This is a genomic window from Kaustia mangrovi, assembly GCF_015482775.1.
GTDB lineage: Bacteria > Pseudomonadota > Alphaproteobacteria > Rhizobiales > Im1 > Kaustia > Kaustia mangrovi.
On the sequence record NZ_CP058214.1, the window covers coordinates 3278530 to 3296262 of the forward strand.

18 protein-coding genes and 1 other RNA gene are annotated in these 17733 nt (G+C 68.0%); 8 read left to right on the plus strand and 11 right to left on the minus strand.

The annotated features are described in order from the left end of the window. Positions 1–40: 40 nt before the first annotated feature. Both HW532_RS15255 and rcdA read left to right on the plus strand, forming a co-directional pair. A complete protein-coding gene (locus HW532_RS15255) occupies positions 41–232 on the plus strand; it encodes a DUF1192 domain-containing protein (protein WP_425491885.1) in 192 nt (63 codons plus the stop codon). Between the two features lie 423 nt (positions 233–655). Beyond that, positions 656–1192 carry a protease adaptor protein RcdA gene (gene rcdA, locus HW532_RS15260; RefSeq protein ID WP_213161283.1) on the plus strand — a complete coding sequence of 179 codons (537 nt, stop codon included), beginning with the start codon at positions 656–658 and terminating at the stop codon, positions 1190–1192. 106 nt (positions 1193–1298) lie between these two features. Here the strand turns inward: rcdA and rpmE are convergent, their stop codons facing one another. After that, complete coding sequence (rpmE, locus tag HW532_RS15265) at positions 1299–1520, minus strand: 50S ribosomal protein L31 (protein WP_213161284.1); 222 nt, start codon at positions 1518–1520, stop codon at positions 1299–1301. Between the two features lie 263 nt (positions 1521–1783). Between rpmE and HW532_RS15270 the strand changes: the two genes are divergently transcribed. Then, positions 1784–3622: an ABC transporter transmembrane domain-containing protein gene (locus tag HW532_RS15270; RefSeq protein WP_213161285.1), complete on the plus strand. Its 1839-nt coding sequence runs from the start codon at positions 1784–1786 to the stop codon at positions 3620–3622. Positions 3623–3660: 38 nt separating this feature from the next. On the opposite strand, the gene HW532_RS15275 is transcribed toward HW532_RS15270, so the two are convergent. The 10 genes from HW532_RS15275 to tkt all read right to left on the minus strand — a co-directional run bounded on the left by HW532_RS15275 (position 3661) and on the right by tkt (position 14622). Then, positions 3661–4689 carry a peptidoglycan -binding protein gene (locus tag HW532_RS15275; RefSeq protein WP_213161286.1) on the minus strand — a complete coding sequence of 343 codons (1029 nt, stop codon included), beginning with the start codon at positions 4687–4689 and terminating at the stop codon, positions 3661–3663. Between the two features lie 3 nt (positions 4690–4692). Then, complete coding sequence (locus HW532_RS15280; protein WP_213161287.1) at positions 4693–5757, minus strand: flagellar motor protein MotA; 1065 nt, start codon at positions 5755–5757, stop codon at positions 4693–4695. Positions 5758–5854: 97 nt separating this feature from the next. Continuing rightward, positions 5855–6676: an inositol monophosphatase family protein gene (locus HW532_RS15285; RefSeq protein WP_213161288.1), complete on the minus strand. Its 822-nt coding sequence runs from the start codon at positions 6674–6676 to the stop codon at positions 5855–5857. Positions 6677–6718: 42 nt separating this feature from the next. Next, positions 6719–7285, minus strand: coding sequence for an elongation factor P (gene efp, locus HW532_RS15290; protein WP_213161289.1), 567 nt, complete (start codon positions 7283–7285; stop codon positions 6719–6721). Positions 7286–7470: 185 nt separating this feature from the next. After that, positions 7471–8484, minus strand: coding sequence for a tetratricopeptide repeat protein (locus tag HW532_RS15295; protein WP_213161290.1), 1014 nt, complete (start codon positions 8482–8484; stop codon positions 7471–7473). Then, entirely contained in the window at positions 8481–9107 is a 627-nt protein-coding gene (locus HW532_RS15300) for a thiamine phosphate synthase (protein WP_213161291.1), read from the minus strand. Before HW532_RS15300 ends, HW532_RS15295 begins: the two co-directional genes overlap by 4 nt. 88 nt (positions 9108–9195) lie before the next feature. Then, positions 9196–10221, minus strand: coding sequence for a class I fructose-bisphosphate aldolase (locus tag HW532_RS15305; protein ID WP_213161292.1), 1026 nt, complete (start codon positions 10219–10221; stop codon positions 9196–9198). 99 nt (positions 10222–10320) lie between these two features. Further along, positions 10321–11547 carry a phosphoglycerate kinase gene (locus HW532_RS15310; RefSeq protein ID WP_213164603.1) on the minus strand — a complete coding sequence of 409 codons (1227 nt, stop codon included), beginning with the start codon at positions 11545–11547 and terminating at the stop codon, positions 10321–10323. Between the two features lie 25 nt (positions 11548–11572). Continuing rightward, positions 11573–12580: a type I glyceraldehyde-3-phosphate dehydrogenase gene (gene gap, locus HW532_RS15315; protein WP_213161293.1), complete on the minus strand. Its 1008-nt coding sequence runs from the start codon at positions 12578–12580 to the stop codon at positions 11573–11575. A 71-nt stretch (positions 12581–12651) separates the two neighbouring features. Beyond that, a complete protein-coding gene (tkt, locus tag HW532_RS15320; RefSeq protein ID WP_246479977.1) occupies positions 12652–14622 on the minus strand; it encodes a transketolase in 1971 nt (656 codons plus the stop codon). 356 nt (positions 14623–14978) lie between these two features. On the opposite strand from tkt, the gene HW532_RS15325 reads away from it, so the two are divergent. The 5 genes from HW532_RS15325 to HW532_RS15345 all read left to right on the plus strand — a co-directional run bounded on the left by HW532_RS15325 (position 14979) and on the right by HW532_RS15345 (position 17681). Further along, positions 14979–15293, plus strand: a complete 315-nt coding sequence (locus HW532_RS15325) for a DUF4164 family protein (protein WP_213161295.1) — start codon at positions 14979–14981, stop codon at positions 15291–15293. Between the two features lie 114 nt (positions 15294–15407). Next, complete coding sequence (locus HW532_RS15330) at positions 15408–15779, plus strand: cell division protein ZapA (protein ID WP_213161296.1); 372 nt, start codon at positions 15408–15410, stop codon at positions 15777–15779. 98 nt (positions 15780–15877) lie between these two features. Further along, a non-coding RNA gene (ssrS, locus tag HW532_RS15335) (6S RNA) lies at positions 15878–16036 on the plus strand. A 172-nt stretch (positions 16037–16208) separates the two neighbouring features. Beyond that, a complete protein-coding gene (locus tag HW532_RS15340) occupies positions 16209–16832 on the plus strand; it encodes a 5-formyltetrahydrofolate cyclo-ligase (protein WP_213161297.1) in 624 nt (207 codons plus the stop codon). A gap of 6 nt (positions 16833–16838) precedes the next feature. Further along, the gene (locus tag HW532_RS15345) at positions 16839–17681 is read left to right on the plus strand and encodes a TIGR00282 family metallophosphoesterase (protein WP_213161298.1); all 843 of its coding nucleotides are present in this window, start codon (positions 16839–16841) and stop codon (positions 17679–17681) included. Positions 17682–17733: the final 52 nt, after the last annotated feature.

Genomic DNA, 17733 nt, shown 5'->3' on the forward strand with positions numbered 1-17733 from the left:
GCCTTTTCGGCCTGCGGGGTGGGCGAAACGGAGGTGAGCGGTGGATATCGACGACGACATGCCGAAGCAACCGGCCGGAAGCGTCCGTATCGGCGAGGATCTGTCCGTCCTGTCGATCGACGAGCTGAAGACGCGAATCACTTTGCTCGAGGGTGAAATCGCCCGAATACGCGCTGAGATAGAGGGCAAGCAGTCCAGCAAGGCTGCGGCGGACTCGTTCTTCAAGTCCTGACCGGGCTTTGCTTATAGAAAGATTTTTTCTTGAAAATCAGTCCGTTAAGAAGTGTGTGGGGCGCTGCAATCCTGCGCAACTTCTGGCACGATGGTTAGAATAGTATGACTATTAATTTTGCAGTAAGGAAATATGGTGTATCTTCATTAATGCAATCCAGTCATCTGGATTCTCCGAGTGGCTCCTGTCCACTCTGTTTGACGCCTCCCTGTTAGACTTTGCGAGCCGCGCTTCGCGCGGCTCTTTTTTGGGCGCATGACCGTGGTCCTCCCGGCCGGGCCGGCATGGGCGCCGGCGCTTTACCACGTCTGGCGGATGGTCTTGACCGCCCCCGCGGCGCTCAGCATGATCGCCGGACGACGGACAGTCGGTCGACCGAGGGGCGGCAGGATCACGAGGCGAGGGGGCAGCAGACGGACCGTCATGGCATCGCCGACAAGCAAAGAAACCGCAAGCGCGGTCACAGTGGATTTCGGCAGCCGGTTCGCGGAGTCGGAGCCCTTCGACAGGATCTATCAGGAGGGCATGCGGCTGATCGAGGAGACGGCAGCCTATCTCGATGGCGATGGCCGCCATGAGTCCGCCGGCCTCCCCCAGCTCGTCGCCGTCGCCTATGCCACGGAAAGCATGCGCCTGACGACGCGGCTCATGCAGCTCGCCTCATGGCTGTTGCTCCAGCGCGCGGAGAAGAACAGGGAGATGAGCCCGGAAGAGATCCGCTTTGAGCGCGGCCGGATCGATCTGGCCGAGCTCGGGGCCGGCGCCGCCATCGAGGGTGCGGAGGACCTGCCGGCGACACTCAGGGATCTGGTGCGCAGGAGCCTGCGCCTTCACGAGCGGATCATGCGGCTCGACGGGATGCTCAGGGACGATACCCGCACGGTCCCGCGTCCTGTGCCGAGCCCGGCCCGCGAACGGGTCGACCGGCTGCGCGACGCCTTCGGCACCGCCAGCGAGTAGGGTCCACACGGCAAAAGCCCGGCCGACCGGGCCGGGCTTTCGATAGACTATCTTTCCCACACGGGGCCATCATGGGCCCGCCCGGACACGCAGTCCGGCGCCGGGGTCAGCCGCCGAGGAAGCCGTACTTCTTGTTGAACCGGCTCACACGGCCACCGCGGTCGAGGAGCTGCTGGCTGCCGCCGGTCCAGGCGGGATGCGTCCGCGGGTCGATGTCGAGCTGAAGGGTGTCGCCCTCCTGGCCCCAGGTGGACTTGGTCTCGAAGGTGGTGCCGTCGGTCATGACCACCTTGATCGTGTGGTAATCGGGATGAATGTCAGCCTTCATCGCGGGTGTCCTCAAGGCTAGCGCCACGCCTCCCGGGCCATGCGGGGTCCGATCCGAAGGCGAGGATGTCAACAGGGATCTCTTGGCGCGGTTCTATAGCGGAGCTTGGGGGATGGCGCAACCCGCAAGGACCCGCCCCGCCGGTATCGCCTGCGCCGGTCTGACGCTTGGCGAAGGCGGGGGGAAAGCGCTAAACCGGGTCCGGGACCGGCGAACGGGCCGGGGTCCGGACGGGAACCGCCGGCGAAACGGGGTGGACGGGTTTGCGCAAGAGACGACAGAACGGCGATGGCAGCGATGGCCGACGGGTCCCGGACGAGGCGGGCGAGGGGACCGATCCGGCGCAGTCCAGGCGGCCGCGGCTGAAGCCCCTTGCGCGCCTCCTGCCCTTTCTGCTGCGCTATCGCGGCCATCTCGCCTGTGCGCTCGTCTCGCTGGTGATCGCGGCCGGGGCGACGCTCGCCATCCCGCTGGCAGTGCGGCGGATGATCGATTTCGGCTTCTCAGCCGACAATGCGGCCCTGATCCACCAGTATTTCGCGACCCTTCTCGGCGTGGCGGTCGTTCTGGCGCTGGCCAGTGCCGCGCGGCTCTATTTCGTCTCCTGGCTCGGCGAGCGCGTGGTGGCGGATCTGCGCATCGCGGTCTTCGATCATCTCACGCGCCTCAGCTTGCCCTTCTTCGAGGCGACGCGGTCGGGCGAGCTCATGTCGCGGCTGACCGCGGACACCACCCAGATCAAGGCCGCCTTCGGGGCGAGCGCGTCGATCGCGCTGCGCAATCTCGTGATGTTTGTCGGCGCGGCCGTGATGATGGCGGTGACGAGCCCGTGGCTGTCCGCGCTCGTGCTGATCGCCATTCCCTTCATCGTGCTGCCCCTTGTGCTGTTCGGGCGGCGGGTGCGCGGCCTGTCGCGCTTCGCGCAGGACATGCTCGCCGACAGCGCCGCCTTCGCGGCGGAACGGCTCGGCGCGGTCCGCGTGCTCCAGGCCTTCACGGAGGAGCGCCGGGCGAGCGGCACCTTCGCCGCGGCGACGGAAGCCGCCTTTTCCGCCGCCCGCCAGCGGACGGGCGCACGCGCCGTGCTGACGGCGTGCGTCATCCTCATCACCTTCGGGTCGATTATCGGCGTCCTGTGGTACGGCGCCTATGCGGTGCTCGCCGGGCGGATGACGGGCGGCGCGCTCAGCCAGTTCGTGCTCTATGCGGCCTTTGCAGCGGGCGCTCTCGGCCAGCTCTCGCAGGTCTGGGGCGAGGTGCAGGCGGCGGCCGGCGCCGCGGAACGCCTCGGCGAGCTGATGGACGCAAGGCCCGAGATCGCCGTCCCGGCTGCCCCGCTGCCGCTGCCCGATCCGCTGCGCGGTGAGATCGGCTTCGAGGACGTCCATTTCAGCTACCCCTCGCGCGGCACCGACCGGGCGCTGGAGGGCTTGAGCCTGTCGGTGGCGCCGGGCGAGACGGTCGCCATTGTCGGACCGTCGGGGGCGGGCAAGAGCACGGTTCTCAATCTCATTCTCAGATTCTACGACCCCCAGTCCGGCCGGGTCCTGATCGACGGCGTCGACATCGCCCGAACGGACCCGGAGATGCTGCGCCGGCACATGGCGCTGGTTCCTCAGGAGACGATGATCTTCTCCGCCTCGATTGCGGAGAATATCCGCTATGGCCGGCCCGAAGCCGGCGAGGAGGAGGTTCGCGCCGCCGCCCGCGCCGCCAATGCGGACGGCTTCATCGAGGCCATGCCGGAGGGCTACGGAACGCTTGTCGGCGAACGCGGCGCCATGCTGTCGGGCGGCCAGCAGCAGCGTATCGCCATTGCGCGGGCGATCCTGCGCGACGCGCCCATCCTCCTGCTCGACGAGGCGACGAGCGCGCTCGACGCGGAAAGCGAAACGCTCGTCCAGGCCGCGCTCGAGCGGTTGATGAGGGGGCGCACGACGCTCGTCATCGCCCATCGCCTGGCGACGGTGCGCAATGCCGACCGGATCGTCGTGCTCGACCATGGGCAGATCGCCGCGGAGGGCCGTCACGAGGAGCTGATGGCGCGCGGCGGCCTCTATGCCAGGCTCGCCCGCCTGCAGTTCATGGACGAGGCCGTGTAAGGGCTTCCGTTGGCCGACGGGCCTTGCTGCGATGCCCTCTAGCCTTCGGTCAGTTTGAGCTCGATGCGGCGGTTGCGGCGCTTGGCCGCCTCGGTGTCGCCCGCGGTGATCGGGTGATACTCGCCGAAGCCGGCAGCGACGAGGTGCTGGGGCGACACGCCCTGGCCGATGAGATATTTCACCACCGCCGTCGCACGCGCGGTCGACAGCTCCCAGTTCGACGGGAAGGGAGCGGTGCGGATCGGGTCGGTATCGGTGTGTCCGTCGACGCGCAGCACCCAGTTCAGGTCAGCCGGAATCTCGCCTTCGAGCTGCTTCAGCGCGTCGGCCAGCTTGTCGAGCTCGGAGCGGCCTGCGGCGTTGATGGTCGCCTCGCCCTTGGGGAACAGCACCTCTGCCTGGAACACGAACCGGTCGCCGACCACCTGGATGTCGGCGCGCTGGCCGAGGATCTGGCGCAGGCGGCCGAAGAACTCGGAGCGATAGCGTGCGAGTTCCTGGACGCGTTGGGCGAGCGCCACATTGAGCCGGCGGCCGAGATCGGCGATCTGGGCCTTGGAGCTGCGGTCGCGCTCCTCCGCGGCGTCGAGCGCGGCGTTGAGAATGGAGATCTGGCGCCTCAGCGCCGCAATCTGCTGGTTGAGCAGCTCCACGCGGGCCAGCGCCTCGGCGGAGACCTTGCGTTCCTCCGTCAGATCGCTGCGCAGCTCCGCTATGGTCGCGCCGGCCCGGTCGCCGGCCTGCGTTTCCTCGTCGAGCAGGTCCTGAAGGCGGGCATTGCGGTCGCGCGAGCTTTCCAGATCGTCGGTCAGTGCGGCAAGGGTGCTCTCGAGCTCCACCTTGGCGGATTTCTCCAGCGCCAGCATCTCGGTGAGCTCGGCGATTTCGCTGCGCAGGCGGTTGAGAACGGTGTCCTGCCCGGAAATCTCGCGCGCGAGCAGGAACTGCGCGACGACGAAGACCGACAGGAGGAAGACGAAGACCAGGAGCAGCGTGGAAATGGCATCCACGAAGCCCGGCCAGAAATGGCTTTGCTCGCGGCGTGGACGGCGCGCGCTCAAGGCCATGGGCTACTCCTCGCCCGCGACGCGACGGTTCCCGAACATTTCGCCGTTCGATGCGAGCCGGTCGAGAACGACCTTCATCTCCGCCTGCTGGTCGGCCTGCGCCTGGGCCCAGTCGCGGACCATCTGCTGCTCCTCGCGCATCTGGCGCACGAGGTCCTGGACGGCTTCGGCAAGCAGCGTGATGGATTCCACATCGGCCGTCTCGTCCGTCTCCCCCTCGTCGGAGGGTTCCGGGGAGAGCGCGTTGTCGAGCGTGCGGTTGATGCGCTCCAGGCTCTCCTCCATGCCGCTCAGATCGGCGTGGAGCACGGTCGGCACGGCGCCCGTTCCCGCGGCCAGGGCGTCGCCCGCCTCGATGTCGGTGACCGAGGACAGCCAGTCCTCCAGATCGGTGTAGAACCGGTTCTGCGCCTGGCTCGCCTGCAGGTCGAGGAAGCCGAGGACCAGCGAGCCCGCCAGGCCGAACAGCGAGGAGGAGAATGCCGTGCCCATGCCCTGGAGCGGGGCCTCCAGGCCGGATTTCAGCTCCTCGAAGATGGTGCCCGATTCGCCCGAGGTGACGTCGAGCGCGCGGATCGTGTCGCCGACCGAGCTCACCGTCTGCAGAAGGCCCCAGAAGGTGCCGAGAAGGCCGAGAAAGACGAGCAGCCCGATGAGATAGCGCGAGATGTCACGCGATTCGTCGAGCCTGGAGGCCAGAGAATCGAGCAGCGAGCGCATGGACAGGGGCGACAGCACCATACGCCCTTGCCGGTCGCGCAGGAGCGTCGCCATGGGACCGAGAAGGCTCGGCGGATGGGCCACCTCCAGTCCCGGATCGGCGACCCGGAAATTATTGACCCAGTTGACCTCCGGAAACAGCCGCCAGACCAGCCGGAACGCATAGCCGATACCGATCACCAGAACGCCGACGATCAGCCCGTTGAGCCCGGGATTGGCCATGAAGGCCGACTGGATCTGCGGATAGAGGATCGCGGCCAGGAAGGCGACCAGGATGACGAAGACGATCATGCGGATCAGGTAGATCCGCGGTTGCGTCAGTACCGTGTATTCCAAGCCCTTGGCCATGTCCCGTCGTGCCGGATCCCGTTTTTCCCGCCCGTTTCCGCGCTCAACATAAACCGAAAGCGCTCCGATTTCACCCGTTACGCGGCATGGTGCGGGCCTAGCCCGCCGCCTGCCGGGCCGAGGAGGCCGTCTGCGCCGCCTTGAGCTCCCGGCCAAGCTCGCCATGGAGCGCGTCGTTGGTCGCCATGATGTTGCCCGTCTGGAGCATGTCGCGCCCGCTGTCGATGTCGCTGACCGTGCCGCCGGCCTCGCGCACGAGCACGATGCCCGCCGCGATATCCCACGGTTTCAGGCCGCGCTCCCAATAGGCGTCGTAGCGTCCGGCGGCCACATAGGCGAGATCGAGCGCGGCGGAGCCGGAACGGCGGATGCCGGTCGCCTTGGCCTGGACGCGCGCCAGCTCGTGACGGAACAGCGCATGGTCGCCGCGCCCCCGGTGGGGGATGCCGCAGCAGACGACCGCGTCGGACAGCTCGCGCCGCTGCGTCACGCGCAGTCGCCGGTCGTTCAGGAACGCGCCGCCGCCGCGCTCGGCGACGAACAGCTCGTCCATGATCGGATTGTAGATCACGCCCGCCACCAGCTCGCCATGGCGCTCGAGCGCGATGGACACCGCGAAATGGGGAATGCCGTGGATGAAATTGGTCGTCCCGTCGATGGGGTCGACGATCCAGCGATGGCTCTGATCGGCGCCCTTGATCGCGCCGGATTCCTCCATCAGGAAGCCGTATCCCGGGCGCACCCGCTCCAGCTCCTGATGGAGCGCCTGCTCCACGCGCCGGTCGGCGGCGGACACGAAATCCGCAGGACCCTTCATGGAGACCTGCAGGTTCTCCACCTCGCCGAAGTCGCGCCTGATATTGCGCGTGGCCTTGCGGGCGGCCTGCACCATCACGTTGAGAAGCGCCGAACGCGCCATTAGCTGTCTCCCCGATGCTGCGGCGGAAGCCTCGACGGCCGGTCAGTCCGCGCGGCGGACATAGGTCACCTCGCTGGTATCGACGACGATGCGCTCGCCGGCGCTGACGAAGGGCGGCACCATGACGCGCACGCCGTTCTCCAGAACGGCGGGCTTGTAGGAGGACGAGGCCGTCTGGCCCTTCACCACGGGCTCCGCCTCGGTAACCTCGAGCGTCACGTGCTCGGGCAGCGAGATGCCGAGCGGCTTCTCCTCGAACAGCTCCACGGTCACCTGCATGCCATCCTGCAGGAAGGCCGCGCGCTCGTCGCCGACGAAGTCGCGGGCCAGCTCGATCTGCTCGTAGGTCTCGGTATCCATGAAGACGAGCATGTCGCCCTCGGCATAGAGATACTGGAAGTCCTTCTGCTCCAGGCGGACGCGCTCGATCGTCTCCGATGAGCGGAAGCGCTCGTTGAGCTTCGTGCCGTCGACCACGTTCTTCAGCTCCACCTGCGCATAGGCGCCGCCCTTGCCGGGCTTGACGTGCTGGAGCTTGACCGCGACCCAGAGCCCGCCCTTGTGCTGGATGACGTTGCCCGGTCGGATTTCGTTGCCGTTGATCTTCATCGATGATCCTGCAATTCAAACGGTTCTCGTCGCAATGGGACCCCGTGCGGCCTTGCGAAACGCCACCTGTCCCTCTGTCGGCGTGATCATTAACAAGTCTCTTGCGCCCGTGCAGCAGAAAACGCATGTCGCCTGCGCCGAATGGGCAGAGGGGCCGGACCCGAAACGTCCGGACGGGGAGCCCCCTAGCCCTGCTTATCGTCCGGCGGCTTCAGCGCGTTGCCCTTGCTGCTGCCTGGGGCCGTGACGCTGTCATTCGGGCCACCGCGGCCGGCCTTGTCGGTCCCGTCATGGGTCGCCTCGAAGGCGTTGGCCCGCCGCTGGGCCTCGTCGCGCTGCTCCGCGCTCATCTTCGCCATGATGCCGTCGAGCCAGTCGTCGCCGCGCCCGGCGCGCTTGGCGAGGATGTGCCACTTCCCGGCCTCCACTAGGTTCTGCTCGAGCCCGCGCCCGGAAGCATAGAGCCGGGCGACGCGGTTCTGCGCCACGACATTGCCCTTGTTGGCGGCGATCACCAGCCACTGGGCGCCGATCTTCTCGTCCTTCTTCACGCCCTCGCCGCGGAACACCATGACGCCATAGTCGAGCGCGGCGTCGGCAAGCCCGGATACGGCGGCCTTGGAGATCCAGTTCCCGGCCTCGACCATGTTCTTCTCCACGCCGTTGCCCTGGGCATAGAGGACGCCGAGATTGTAGGCGGCATCGGGCAGGCCCTGCTCGGCGGCCTTGCGGAACAGCTCGGCGGCCTTTGCCCAGTCGGGCTCGGAGCCGTCGGCGCCGGCATAGAACAGCGCGAGATTGTGCTGGGCGGGCGCATAGTCGCGCTCCGCGGCGTGCTCCAGGAGCTCGCGCGCCTTGGCCATGTCGCGCGTGCCTGCGCGACCGTCGATATACATCACGGCCAGCGAGAACAGGGCGCCCGGATGGCCCTTGTCGGCCGCGGCGCTGTACCAGCGCACCGCCATGTCGAGATCGCGGACGGTGCCCTGGCCCGATTCGTAGAGCGCGCCGAGCAGTGTCTCCGCGCGGGCGTCGCCGGCTTCCGCCAGCGGCTCCGCCTCGGCGAAGGCGGTCTCGTAATCCTCGTTCACATAGGCGTCGAAGGCGGTCTTGTAGTCGGCGCGTGCGACCCCGTGAAGCACCGTGGCGGCAATCGCCGCGGCGGCAAGGCCCGCCAGATGTCTCCCGGTGCGCGTCATGCCGGCGCCCCTTCGCCGATCAGCGTGTTGAGCCGGCGGATGGCGTTTCGCGCGTGCTCGGCGGACTGCCACATCTCGTCGGGCGGGCGGATGAAGTCGGCACCCTGGGAGATCAGCATGGCCACGTCCCGCTCGCCTGCCGGTCGGTAGGCCACGCAGGGCACCTCGAACAGCGCCGCCCACCAGCCGATGATCGGCTCGCCATCGCCGGCGCCACCGGCATTCGCCGTCACCTCCTGATCGAGCGCGACATAGTCGGCGCCCGCCTCGCCGAGCTCCATGGCGGTGTGGCGCGAGGTGTCGCAATACGTGCCCACAATGTGGTCGGTCCCCAGAATCCGGCGCGCCTCGGCATAGCGTGCCGCGTCGCCCGGCACCTGGACGCCGTCCGCGCCGAGCTCGGCGGCAAGTTCCGGCCTGTCGTCGAGCAGCACGGCCACATTGTGCGCGAAGGCGACCGGCATGAGCGCGTCGGTGAGCGCCCGCAGGCCGCTGTCGTCGTCGCCGCAGCGGATCAGCAGAGAGGCGATATTGCCCTGTTCCACTGCCGCCGACAGGGCCCGTGCGAGCCGATCGGGGTCGCCGTCGGGCGGTGTGACGAGAAAAAGCCGGCAACGGGGCATGGCACCTACGTCTTCGTCCTGTGAATCTCAAGCGCTTCGGCGAGGCCGCGCGCCGGGGGCGGCCGCCTCGACCGTCTCTCGGTCGGCCTCAGGCGGCCTTTTCCTGCTCGGCTGCCGCCGACCACCGGCCGTCCGCGGCGAGGCTGTTCATGCGCGCGCGATGGGCGAAGGCGGCCTGGGCGCTGGCCACATTCTCCGCCTTGCCGCCCCAGCCGTGCAGGGCCGCTGCCTGGAGCGCGCGCCCGTAGGAGAAGCTCAGAGGCCACGGTGTGTCGTGGAGCGCGTTCATGGCTGAAAGATGTGCCGTCGCCTCCTCGTCCGACTGCCCGCCGGACAGGAACACCACGCCCGCCACGGCGGCCGGGACGGTACGCTTGAGGCACGTCACCGTCGCCTCCGCCACCTGCTCGACGCCGGCGCGGTCGGGGCATTCGGTGCCGGACAGCACCATGTTCGGCTTGAGAAGCGTGCCCTCGAGCACGACGCGCTGGGCGTAGAGCTCGTCATAGACGGCGTTGAGCACGGCCTCCGTCACCTCGAAGCAGCGTTCGATGGTGTGCGGTCCGTCCATCAGCACTTCCGGCTCGACGATGGGCACGAGGCCGGCCTCCTGGGCGAGCGCGGCATAGCGGGCAAGCGCATGGGCGTTGGTGTGGATGCAGGTGCGGCTCGGCAGTCCCTCGCCAATCGCGATGACCGCGCGCCACTTGGTGAAGCGCGCGCCGAGCTCGTAATACTGCGTGCACCGCTCGCGCAGGCCGTCGAGGCCCTCCGTCACCTTCTCGCCCGGGCAGCCCGCCAGCGGCTTGGCGCCGGTATCCACCTTGATGCCGGGAATCGTGCCCGCCGAGGCGATGATCTCCACCATGGGTGTGCCGTCGGCGGCCTTCTGGCGCAGGGTCTCGTCATAGAGGATGACGCCGGAGATGTAGTTCGACAGCGCGTCGTGCGAGCGGAACAGCATCTCGCGATAGTCCCGCCGCGCCTCCTCCGTCGACTCCACGCCGATGGAGGCGAGCCGCTTCTTGATGGTGGACGTGCTTTCGTCGGCAGCCAGGATACCCTTTCCCGGCGCGACCATGGCATGAGCCGTGTCCTGCAACTTTCCAGTCATTTCCGCTCCCCTGTTCCGCATGAACGATCGTCCATCGTTTCGACTGCCAGAGCATGAGCGGCTGATCGCGTGCGATATGTCTCACCTACGCGGGGTCGATCAGCCTGCCTTGCCGATCTCCAGTACCTTTACGCCGGGAAGGGACTTGCCTTCCAGCCATTCCAGAAACGCGCCGCCGGCGGTGGACACATAGGTGAAATCGTCCGTCACGCCGGCATGGTTGAGTGCCGCGACAGTATCGCCGCCACCGGCGACCGAGCGCAACCGGCCCTCCCGGCTCAACTCCGCGGCGTGGCGTGCCGTGAGCACCGTGCCGCGGTCGAAAGGCTCCAGCTCGAAGACGCCGAAAGGCCCGTTCCACACGAGCGTGCGGGCCTTGGAGAAGCAGTCATTGACCGCCTGGATCGTCTTCGGCCCGATATCGAGGATGCGTTCCTTGGCGTTGACTTTCTCCACATCCACCGTGCGGTGATGGGCATGCGGCTTGAAATCCTCAGCCACGACGACATCGACCGGCAACATGATATTGCACCCGCCGGCCTCCGCCTGGTCAAGGATCTCGTGGGCCCTGTCGACCAGATCGTGCTCGCAAAGCGACCGCCCGATGGGCTTGCCGCGGGCGGCAAGGAAGGTGTTCGCCATGCCGCCGCCGATGATCATCGTGTCGACCTTGCAGGCGAGCGTGCCCAGCAGGTCGAGCTTCGTTGAGACCTTCGAGCCGCCGACGACGGCCACGAGCGGGCGCTCGGGATGTTCCAGCGCGACCTCCAGCGCCCTGAGCTCCGCCTCCATCGCCCGCCCGGCGACGGCGGGCAGGAAATGCGCGATGCCCTCGGTCGTGGCGTGGGCGCGGTGCGCGGCGGAGAAGGCGTCGTCGACATAGATGTCGCCGAGATCCATCAGCTTGCGCACGAAGCCCGGCTGGTTCTGCTCCTCGCCGGGATGGAAGCGGGTGTTCTCCATGAGCAGGACGTCGCCCGGCTGCGCCGCGGCGACCGCGCGTTCGGGCGCGTCGTCGTCCCATGTGGTCTCCACGAAGGTGACCGGCAGGCCGACGGCCTTGGCGAGCGGTTCGGCGACCGGCTTGAGGGTCATGTCGGGGACGACGGTACCCTTCGGCCGGCCGAGATGGGACAGGACGATGACGATGGCGCCCTTGCCGGTCAGCTCCCTGATGGTGGGCGCCACGCGCGAGATGCGTGTCGAGTCGAGCACCTCGTCGCCCTCCAGCGGAACGTTGAGGTCGGCCCGGAGCAGGATGCGCTTGCCCTTGGGATCGATGTCGTCGAGCGTACGAAACGATGCAACTCCGGTCTCCTCGGTCAGCGTCACCGGTCCTGCCCCCTCGCTGTCAGAGTCCGCCCATATAGGCCGCGGTATCGTTCATCCGGTGGGAAAAGCCCCATTCATTGTCGTACCAGGCGCCGATCCGCACGAGGCCGCCATCGACCACCTGGGTCTGCCCGGCGTCGAATGTCGCCGATGCCGGATTGTGGTTGAAATCGATGGAGACGAGCGGTTCGGTGCAGATGTCGAGCACGCCCTTGAGGGGACCGCGCGCGGCCTCCGCCATGGCCGCGTTGATCTCCTCCACGGTGACGGTGCGGCCCGGCAGGAAGACCAGATCGACCAGCGAGACATTCGGCGTCGGCACGCGGATCGAGGTGCCGTCGAGCTTGCCCTTGAGCGCGGGCAGCACGTCGCCGATGGATTTCGCCGCGCCCGTCGAGGTCGGAATCATCGACATGCCCGCCGCGCGCGCCCGGCGCAGGTCGCTCTTGTGGCTGTTGTCGAGCAGCCTCTGGTCGGTGGTATAGGCGTGGATCGTGGTCATGAAGCCACGTTCGATACCGCACAAATCGTTCAACACCATGGCAACCGGGGCCAGGCAGTTCGTCGTGCAGGAGGCATTTGACACGACGGTGTTGCCGGGCTCGATGTCGCGGTGGTTGACGCCATAGACGACGGTGAGGTCGGAGCCCTTGCCGGGCGCGGAGATCAGCACCTTGCCGGCGCCGGCATCGAGATGGGCCTGCACCTGGTCGCGCGTGCGGAACTTGCCGGTGCATTCGAGCACGACATCGACGCCATGCTTGGCCCAGGGCAGGTCGGCGGGCTTCTCCTCGCGGCAATAGGCAATCGGGCCGGCGCCGATATCGATGCTGTCGCTGGTCGTGGACACGGCGCCCTGGAAGGTGCCGTGCACCGAATCGTACTTGAACAGATGGGCGGCCATGTCCGGCTCGGAACGGTTGTTGATGGCGACGACCTCAAGATCGTTGCGCTGGGATTCCGCGACCGCGCGCAATACGAGTCGCCCGATCCGTCCGAACCCGTTGATGGCTATCCGAACCGTCATAGCTGTCCAGCTCCTGTCTCGGCTTTTGAAACTTGGGGTGAAGCGCCCCCCGTACCGGGCCCCCGCGGGTCTCAGGCGCCTCCTTCGGTGAAGCGCGCCAGTGCGGCGGTGACGACCGCGTCCGTGGTGATGCCGAAATGCCGGTAGAGGTCGGCCGCCGGCGCGCTCGCGCCGAAGCCGTGCATCCCGATGAAGATGCCGTCCGTGCCGATGAAGCGCTCCCAGCCCATGGACACCGCCGCCTCGATGGCGACGCGCACCGGCTCGGTGCCGAGCACGGAGGCCTGGTAGTCGGGCGACTGCTCGTCGAACAGTTCGAAGCACGGCACCGACACGACGCGGGCGGGGTGGCCGGCGGCATCGAGCTTGGCCTTGGCTTCGAGCGCGATCTCCACCTCCGAGCCCGTGGCGAAGATCACCACGTCGGACTCGCGCTCCGGCACGGCGAGGTCGTAGGCGCCGCGCATGCACAGATTGTCGGCGGAGAATTCGCGTCGGACCGCCGGCACCTTCTGCCGGGTCAGCGCGAGGAGGCTCGGCCGGTCGCCAGTGCGCAGGGCCGCTTCCCAGCACTCCGCCGTCTCCATCGCGTCCGCCGGGCGCATGACCATGAGATTCGGCATGGCGCGCAGGCTCGCCAGGTGCTCGACCGGCTGGTGGGTGGGTCCGTCCTCGCCGAGGCCGATGGAATCGTGGGTCATCACGTAGATCACCCGCTGGTGCATCAGCGCGGACAGCCGGATCGAGGGGCGGCAATAGTCGGAGAACACGAGGAAGGTGCCGCCATAGGGGATGATGCCGCCATGGAGCGCCAGGCCGTTCATGGCGGCCGCCATGCCGTGCTCGCGCACGCCGTAATGGACGAAGCGGCCGGAGAAGTCGTCCGGGGTGATCGCCGCCATGTCCCTGGAGCGCGTGTTGTTGGAGCCGGTCAGGTCGGCGGACCCGCCGATGGTCTCCGGAAGCACCTCGTTGATGACGTCGAGCGCGTTCTGCGAGGATGCGCGCGTGGCCAGCGCCGGGGCTTCCTTGGCGAGCGCCATCTTGTAGGCGGCGAACGCCTGGTCCAGCCGGGCCGGCAGGTCGCCGCGCATGCGCCGGTCGAACTCCGCGCGCGTCTCCGGGTCGAGGGCGGCGATGCGGCCTTCCCAGGCCTTGCGCTTCTTGCAGCCGCGAATGCCGGCGATCCGCCAGGCGTCGCGCACCTCGCAAGGGATATCGAAGGCATCCTCGCTCCAGCCGAGCGCGCCGCGCGCCGCGGCGATCTCTTCGGCACCCAGCGGTGCGCCATGGACGCCGGCGGTGCCCTGCTTGTTCGGCGCGCCGTAGCCGATGACGGTGCGGCAGGCGATGAGCGCCGGCTCCGGCGCCTCGCGGGCCGCCGCGATCGCTGCAGCGATGGCCGAGGGGTCGTGGCCGTCGACGCGGGTGACGTGCCAGCCCGACGCCTCGAAGCGCTTCAGCTGGTCGGTCGAGTCGGCGAGGTCCACGGGCCCGTCGATGGAGATGCCGTTGTCGTCGAACAGCACGATGAGCTTGGACAGCTTCAGATGGCCGGCCAGCGCGATGGCTTCCTGGCTGATACCTTCCATGAGGCAGCCGTCGCCCGCCAGCACATAGGTATAATGGTCGACCGCGTCCTTGCCGAAGGTCGCGGCGAGGTGGCGTTCCGCCATCGCCATACCGACGGCGTTGGCGAGCCCCTGGCCGAGCGGCCCGGTCGTTGTCTCGATTCCGGCTGCCGCGCCATATTCGGGATGGCCCGCCGTGCGCGATCCCAGCTGCCGGAAGCGCTTGATCTCGTCGATCGTGATGTCCTCGTAGCCGAGGAGGTGGAGCAGGCCGTAGAGCAGCATCGAGCCATGGCCGGCGGACAGCACGAACCGGTCGCGATCCGGCCAGTCCGGCGCGGTGGCGTCGAACTTCAGGAACTGCGTGAACAGTACGGTCGCGATGTCGGCCGCGCCCATCGGCAGCCCGGGATGGCCGGACTTGGCCTGCTGTACGGCGTCCATGGCCAGCGCCCTCAGCGCATTGGCCATGTTGCGGTGCTTTTGAAGCTCGGCGTCGGCAACGTCCTGGACGGCCGGAGCACGCGAGGCCGATGCCGCGGAATTGGCTGGGGTCATGTCTTTAGCCGCCCATTAAAACCGGCGCCACAAATACCACCTGCCCCTAGCGAGTCAACGCTCCTTGCCGGCCTGTGCGCCCGGGCGTGGATAACGCGACCTATGCGCCGCGCTGGCAATGCGCGGCCGCGAGCCTGTCGTATTTGCGGTGCAGCCGGGGTTCATGATTGACGCTCAAACCGGCAAGTGCCTAAGCTTTTCGCCCTATTTGTGGCGATCCGCTCTATTAGGCAAGATCGGGGCCTTAAACGAAACGGAGCGTGCATGCAATGCCGGATGCTTCACGACTGGAACAAGCGCTGAGCCGTTTCGACGCGGCGATCGACGAGCTGGCGACGGCCATGGAACATCACGGGACCGCACCCGGGCGGGCGGAAGGCGGCGACGGGGCGGGGGCCGGCGAGGACGACCGGCACGCCGCGCTGCAGGCCGAGCTCGAGGCGCTGAGGGAGGATCGCGCCCGCCTCGTCGACGAGCTCAAGGGACTGCGCGAGCGCAACAGCGAGCTGGCCGACGCCAGGACGAAGGCGGTCGGCAGGATCGACGACGCGATGTCGCGTATCCGCACCGTTCTGGGCGAGTAGCCGGCAGCCTTGGCGAACAGCCCCCGCGGCGGGTGCAGACGAGACGGGACAAGCGGGCCGGAAAATGCGCTAGTATCCGCGCGAACCGGTATGATTCTGGAGCTTTGAAGCAATATGGCGCAAGTCGTCGTCAGGGTGAATGACCGCCCCTATACGCTGCAGTGCGGAGATGGCGAGGAAGAGCATCTCGCCGAGCTTGCGCAACTGATCGACCGAGAGGTGACCAAGCTCAAGCACAGCGTGGGCCAGGTCGGCGATTCGCGCCTGCTTCTGATGGCGGGGCTCGTCATCACAGACCAGCTTGCCGAGGCGCTTCAGCGCATCGAGGACCTGCAGGAGCAGCTCGACGGGCAGGGCGGCGGTTCCCGCGACGAGCCGAGAGGGCCGTCCGTGGAAGACCGCGTGGCCGAGCGGCTGACGGCGGCGGCGGCGAAGCTCGAGGCGCTCAGCCGCAACCTCAACAGCCGGGGCGATGCCTCCTCCTGACCGCCTGCGGGGCGAATTGTCGCATGACGCGGGCGCCGGCACCCGCGCCCGCCATTCAGTGGTGGACCCGGCGGCGGCGGCGCCCTAAATACGGAGATGGCGGGCTGCCCGGTGCGTCAGGAACACGTTTCCCTGGGGCCTATACCGATCCTTATGGGAGCTGTCCCTGGTTGGAGCCGTGGCTTCTTCCAAACGGCACCCACCTACGTTGAGTAGGAACCCGGGATCGAAATTCCGACGGCCAGGGCGGCTTTGCCTCCTTCGGCGGGAGTCATGCCGCGCCGGCCCGCTTCTCCGCCTGCCTCTTCCCGTGGGATCGCACGCCACGGGGCGGCGGGCGGAGATGCGGGCCGGTTCCGTTTCGGGTGTCTGGAGCCCGGACCGCAGGTGCGGCGGCGCTGGCGGGACAACCGTAAAAGGGAGCGCGATATGGACGAGGTCCGGGACGAGGCCGGCCTGGCGGCACGCAAGAAGGCTCTGCGCGCGCAGATGATGGCGGCGCGCGAGCGCGCTCATGGCGAGTATGGCGGCAAGGCCGGCGAGGCGCTGGCGGCGCTTGCCGCCGCCGCGCTCGGCGAGGCCCGCGGGCGGACTGTGTCCGGCTTCCATTCCTATGGCAGCGAGATCGATTGCCTGCCGCTTCTGGCCGCCATGGCCGATGCGGGATGGGGAACGTGCCTGCCGGTCGTCGTCAGGCCGCGCGAGCCGCTCGTCTTCCGCCGGTGGCGTCCGGGCGAGCCGACGGAACCCGGGCGCTGGGACATTCCCGTGCCGCGCGCCGATGCGGAGACCGTCGATCCCGACATCCTGCTCGTTCCCTTGCTCGCCTTCGACCGGTCGGGCTACCGTCTCGGCTACGGGGGCGGTTTCTACGATCGCACGCTGGACCGGTTGCGCCGGCTCAAGCCCGTCCTGGCCGTGGGGATCGCCTATTCGGCCCAGGAGGTCGAGGCGGTTCCGCGCGGGGACAATGACGAGCCGGTCGATCTCGTGCTGACCGAGAAGGGCCCCGTTAGGCTGGCGCGGCAGGAGGCCCCGCCCGCCGGATCGTGAGGATGAATGCGACTGATCTTTATCGGAGACGTGGTCGGCCGGATCGGCCGGAAGGTGGTCTGCCGCGAGCTGCCGCGCCTGTGCGAGCGCGTCTCGCCGGATCTCGTGGTGGTCAATGGCGAGAATGCCGCCGGCGGGTTCGGCATCACCGAGGAGATCTTCCATGAGCTGAGGGACGCCGGCGCCGACGTCGTCACTCTCGGCAACCACGCCTGGGACCAGAAGGAGGCGCTGGTCTTCATCGAGCGCGAGCCGCGTCTTCTCAGGCCGCTGAACTATCCCGCCGGCACGCCGGGGCGCGGGGCAGGGCTGTTCGACACCGCGTCGGGCAAGACCGCGCTCGTCATCAACGCCATGGGGCGGCTGTTCATGGATCCGCTCGGCGATCCGTTCGAGGCGATCGAACGCGAGGTCGAGGCCTGCCCGCTGCGCGAGGCCTGCGATGCCACGCTCGTCGATTTCCACGCCGAGGCCACGTCGGAGAAGATGGCGCTCGGCCATTTCCTCGACGGGCGCGCGAGCCTCGTCGTCGGCACCCATACCCATGTGCCGACCGCCGACTATCATGTGCTGGCCAACGGCACGGCCTACATGACCGATGCCGGCATGTCGGGCACCTACGACTCTGTCATCGGCATGGATCCCGCCGAGCCGATCACGCGGTTCACCCGCAAGATCCCGACGGGGCGGCTCGCCCCGGCCAAGGGCGAGGGAACGATGTCGGGCGTCGCCGTGGAGACCGACGATGCGACGGGGCTCGCCCTCCGGATCGGCGCGATCCGGGTCGGCGGCGCCCTGGAGCCGGCCCTGCCGTCCTTCTGGCTGGAGGAGCCGGCGGAGGCGCCCTGATCGCCCACCCTATGGATTCATGCCGCCTCGGCGATTATAAAGCGCCCGACTG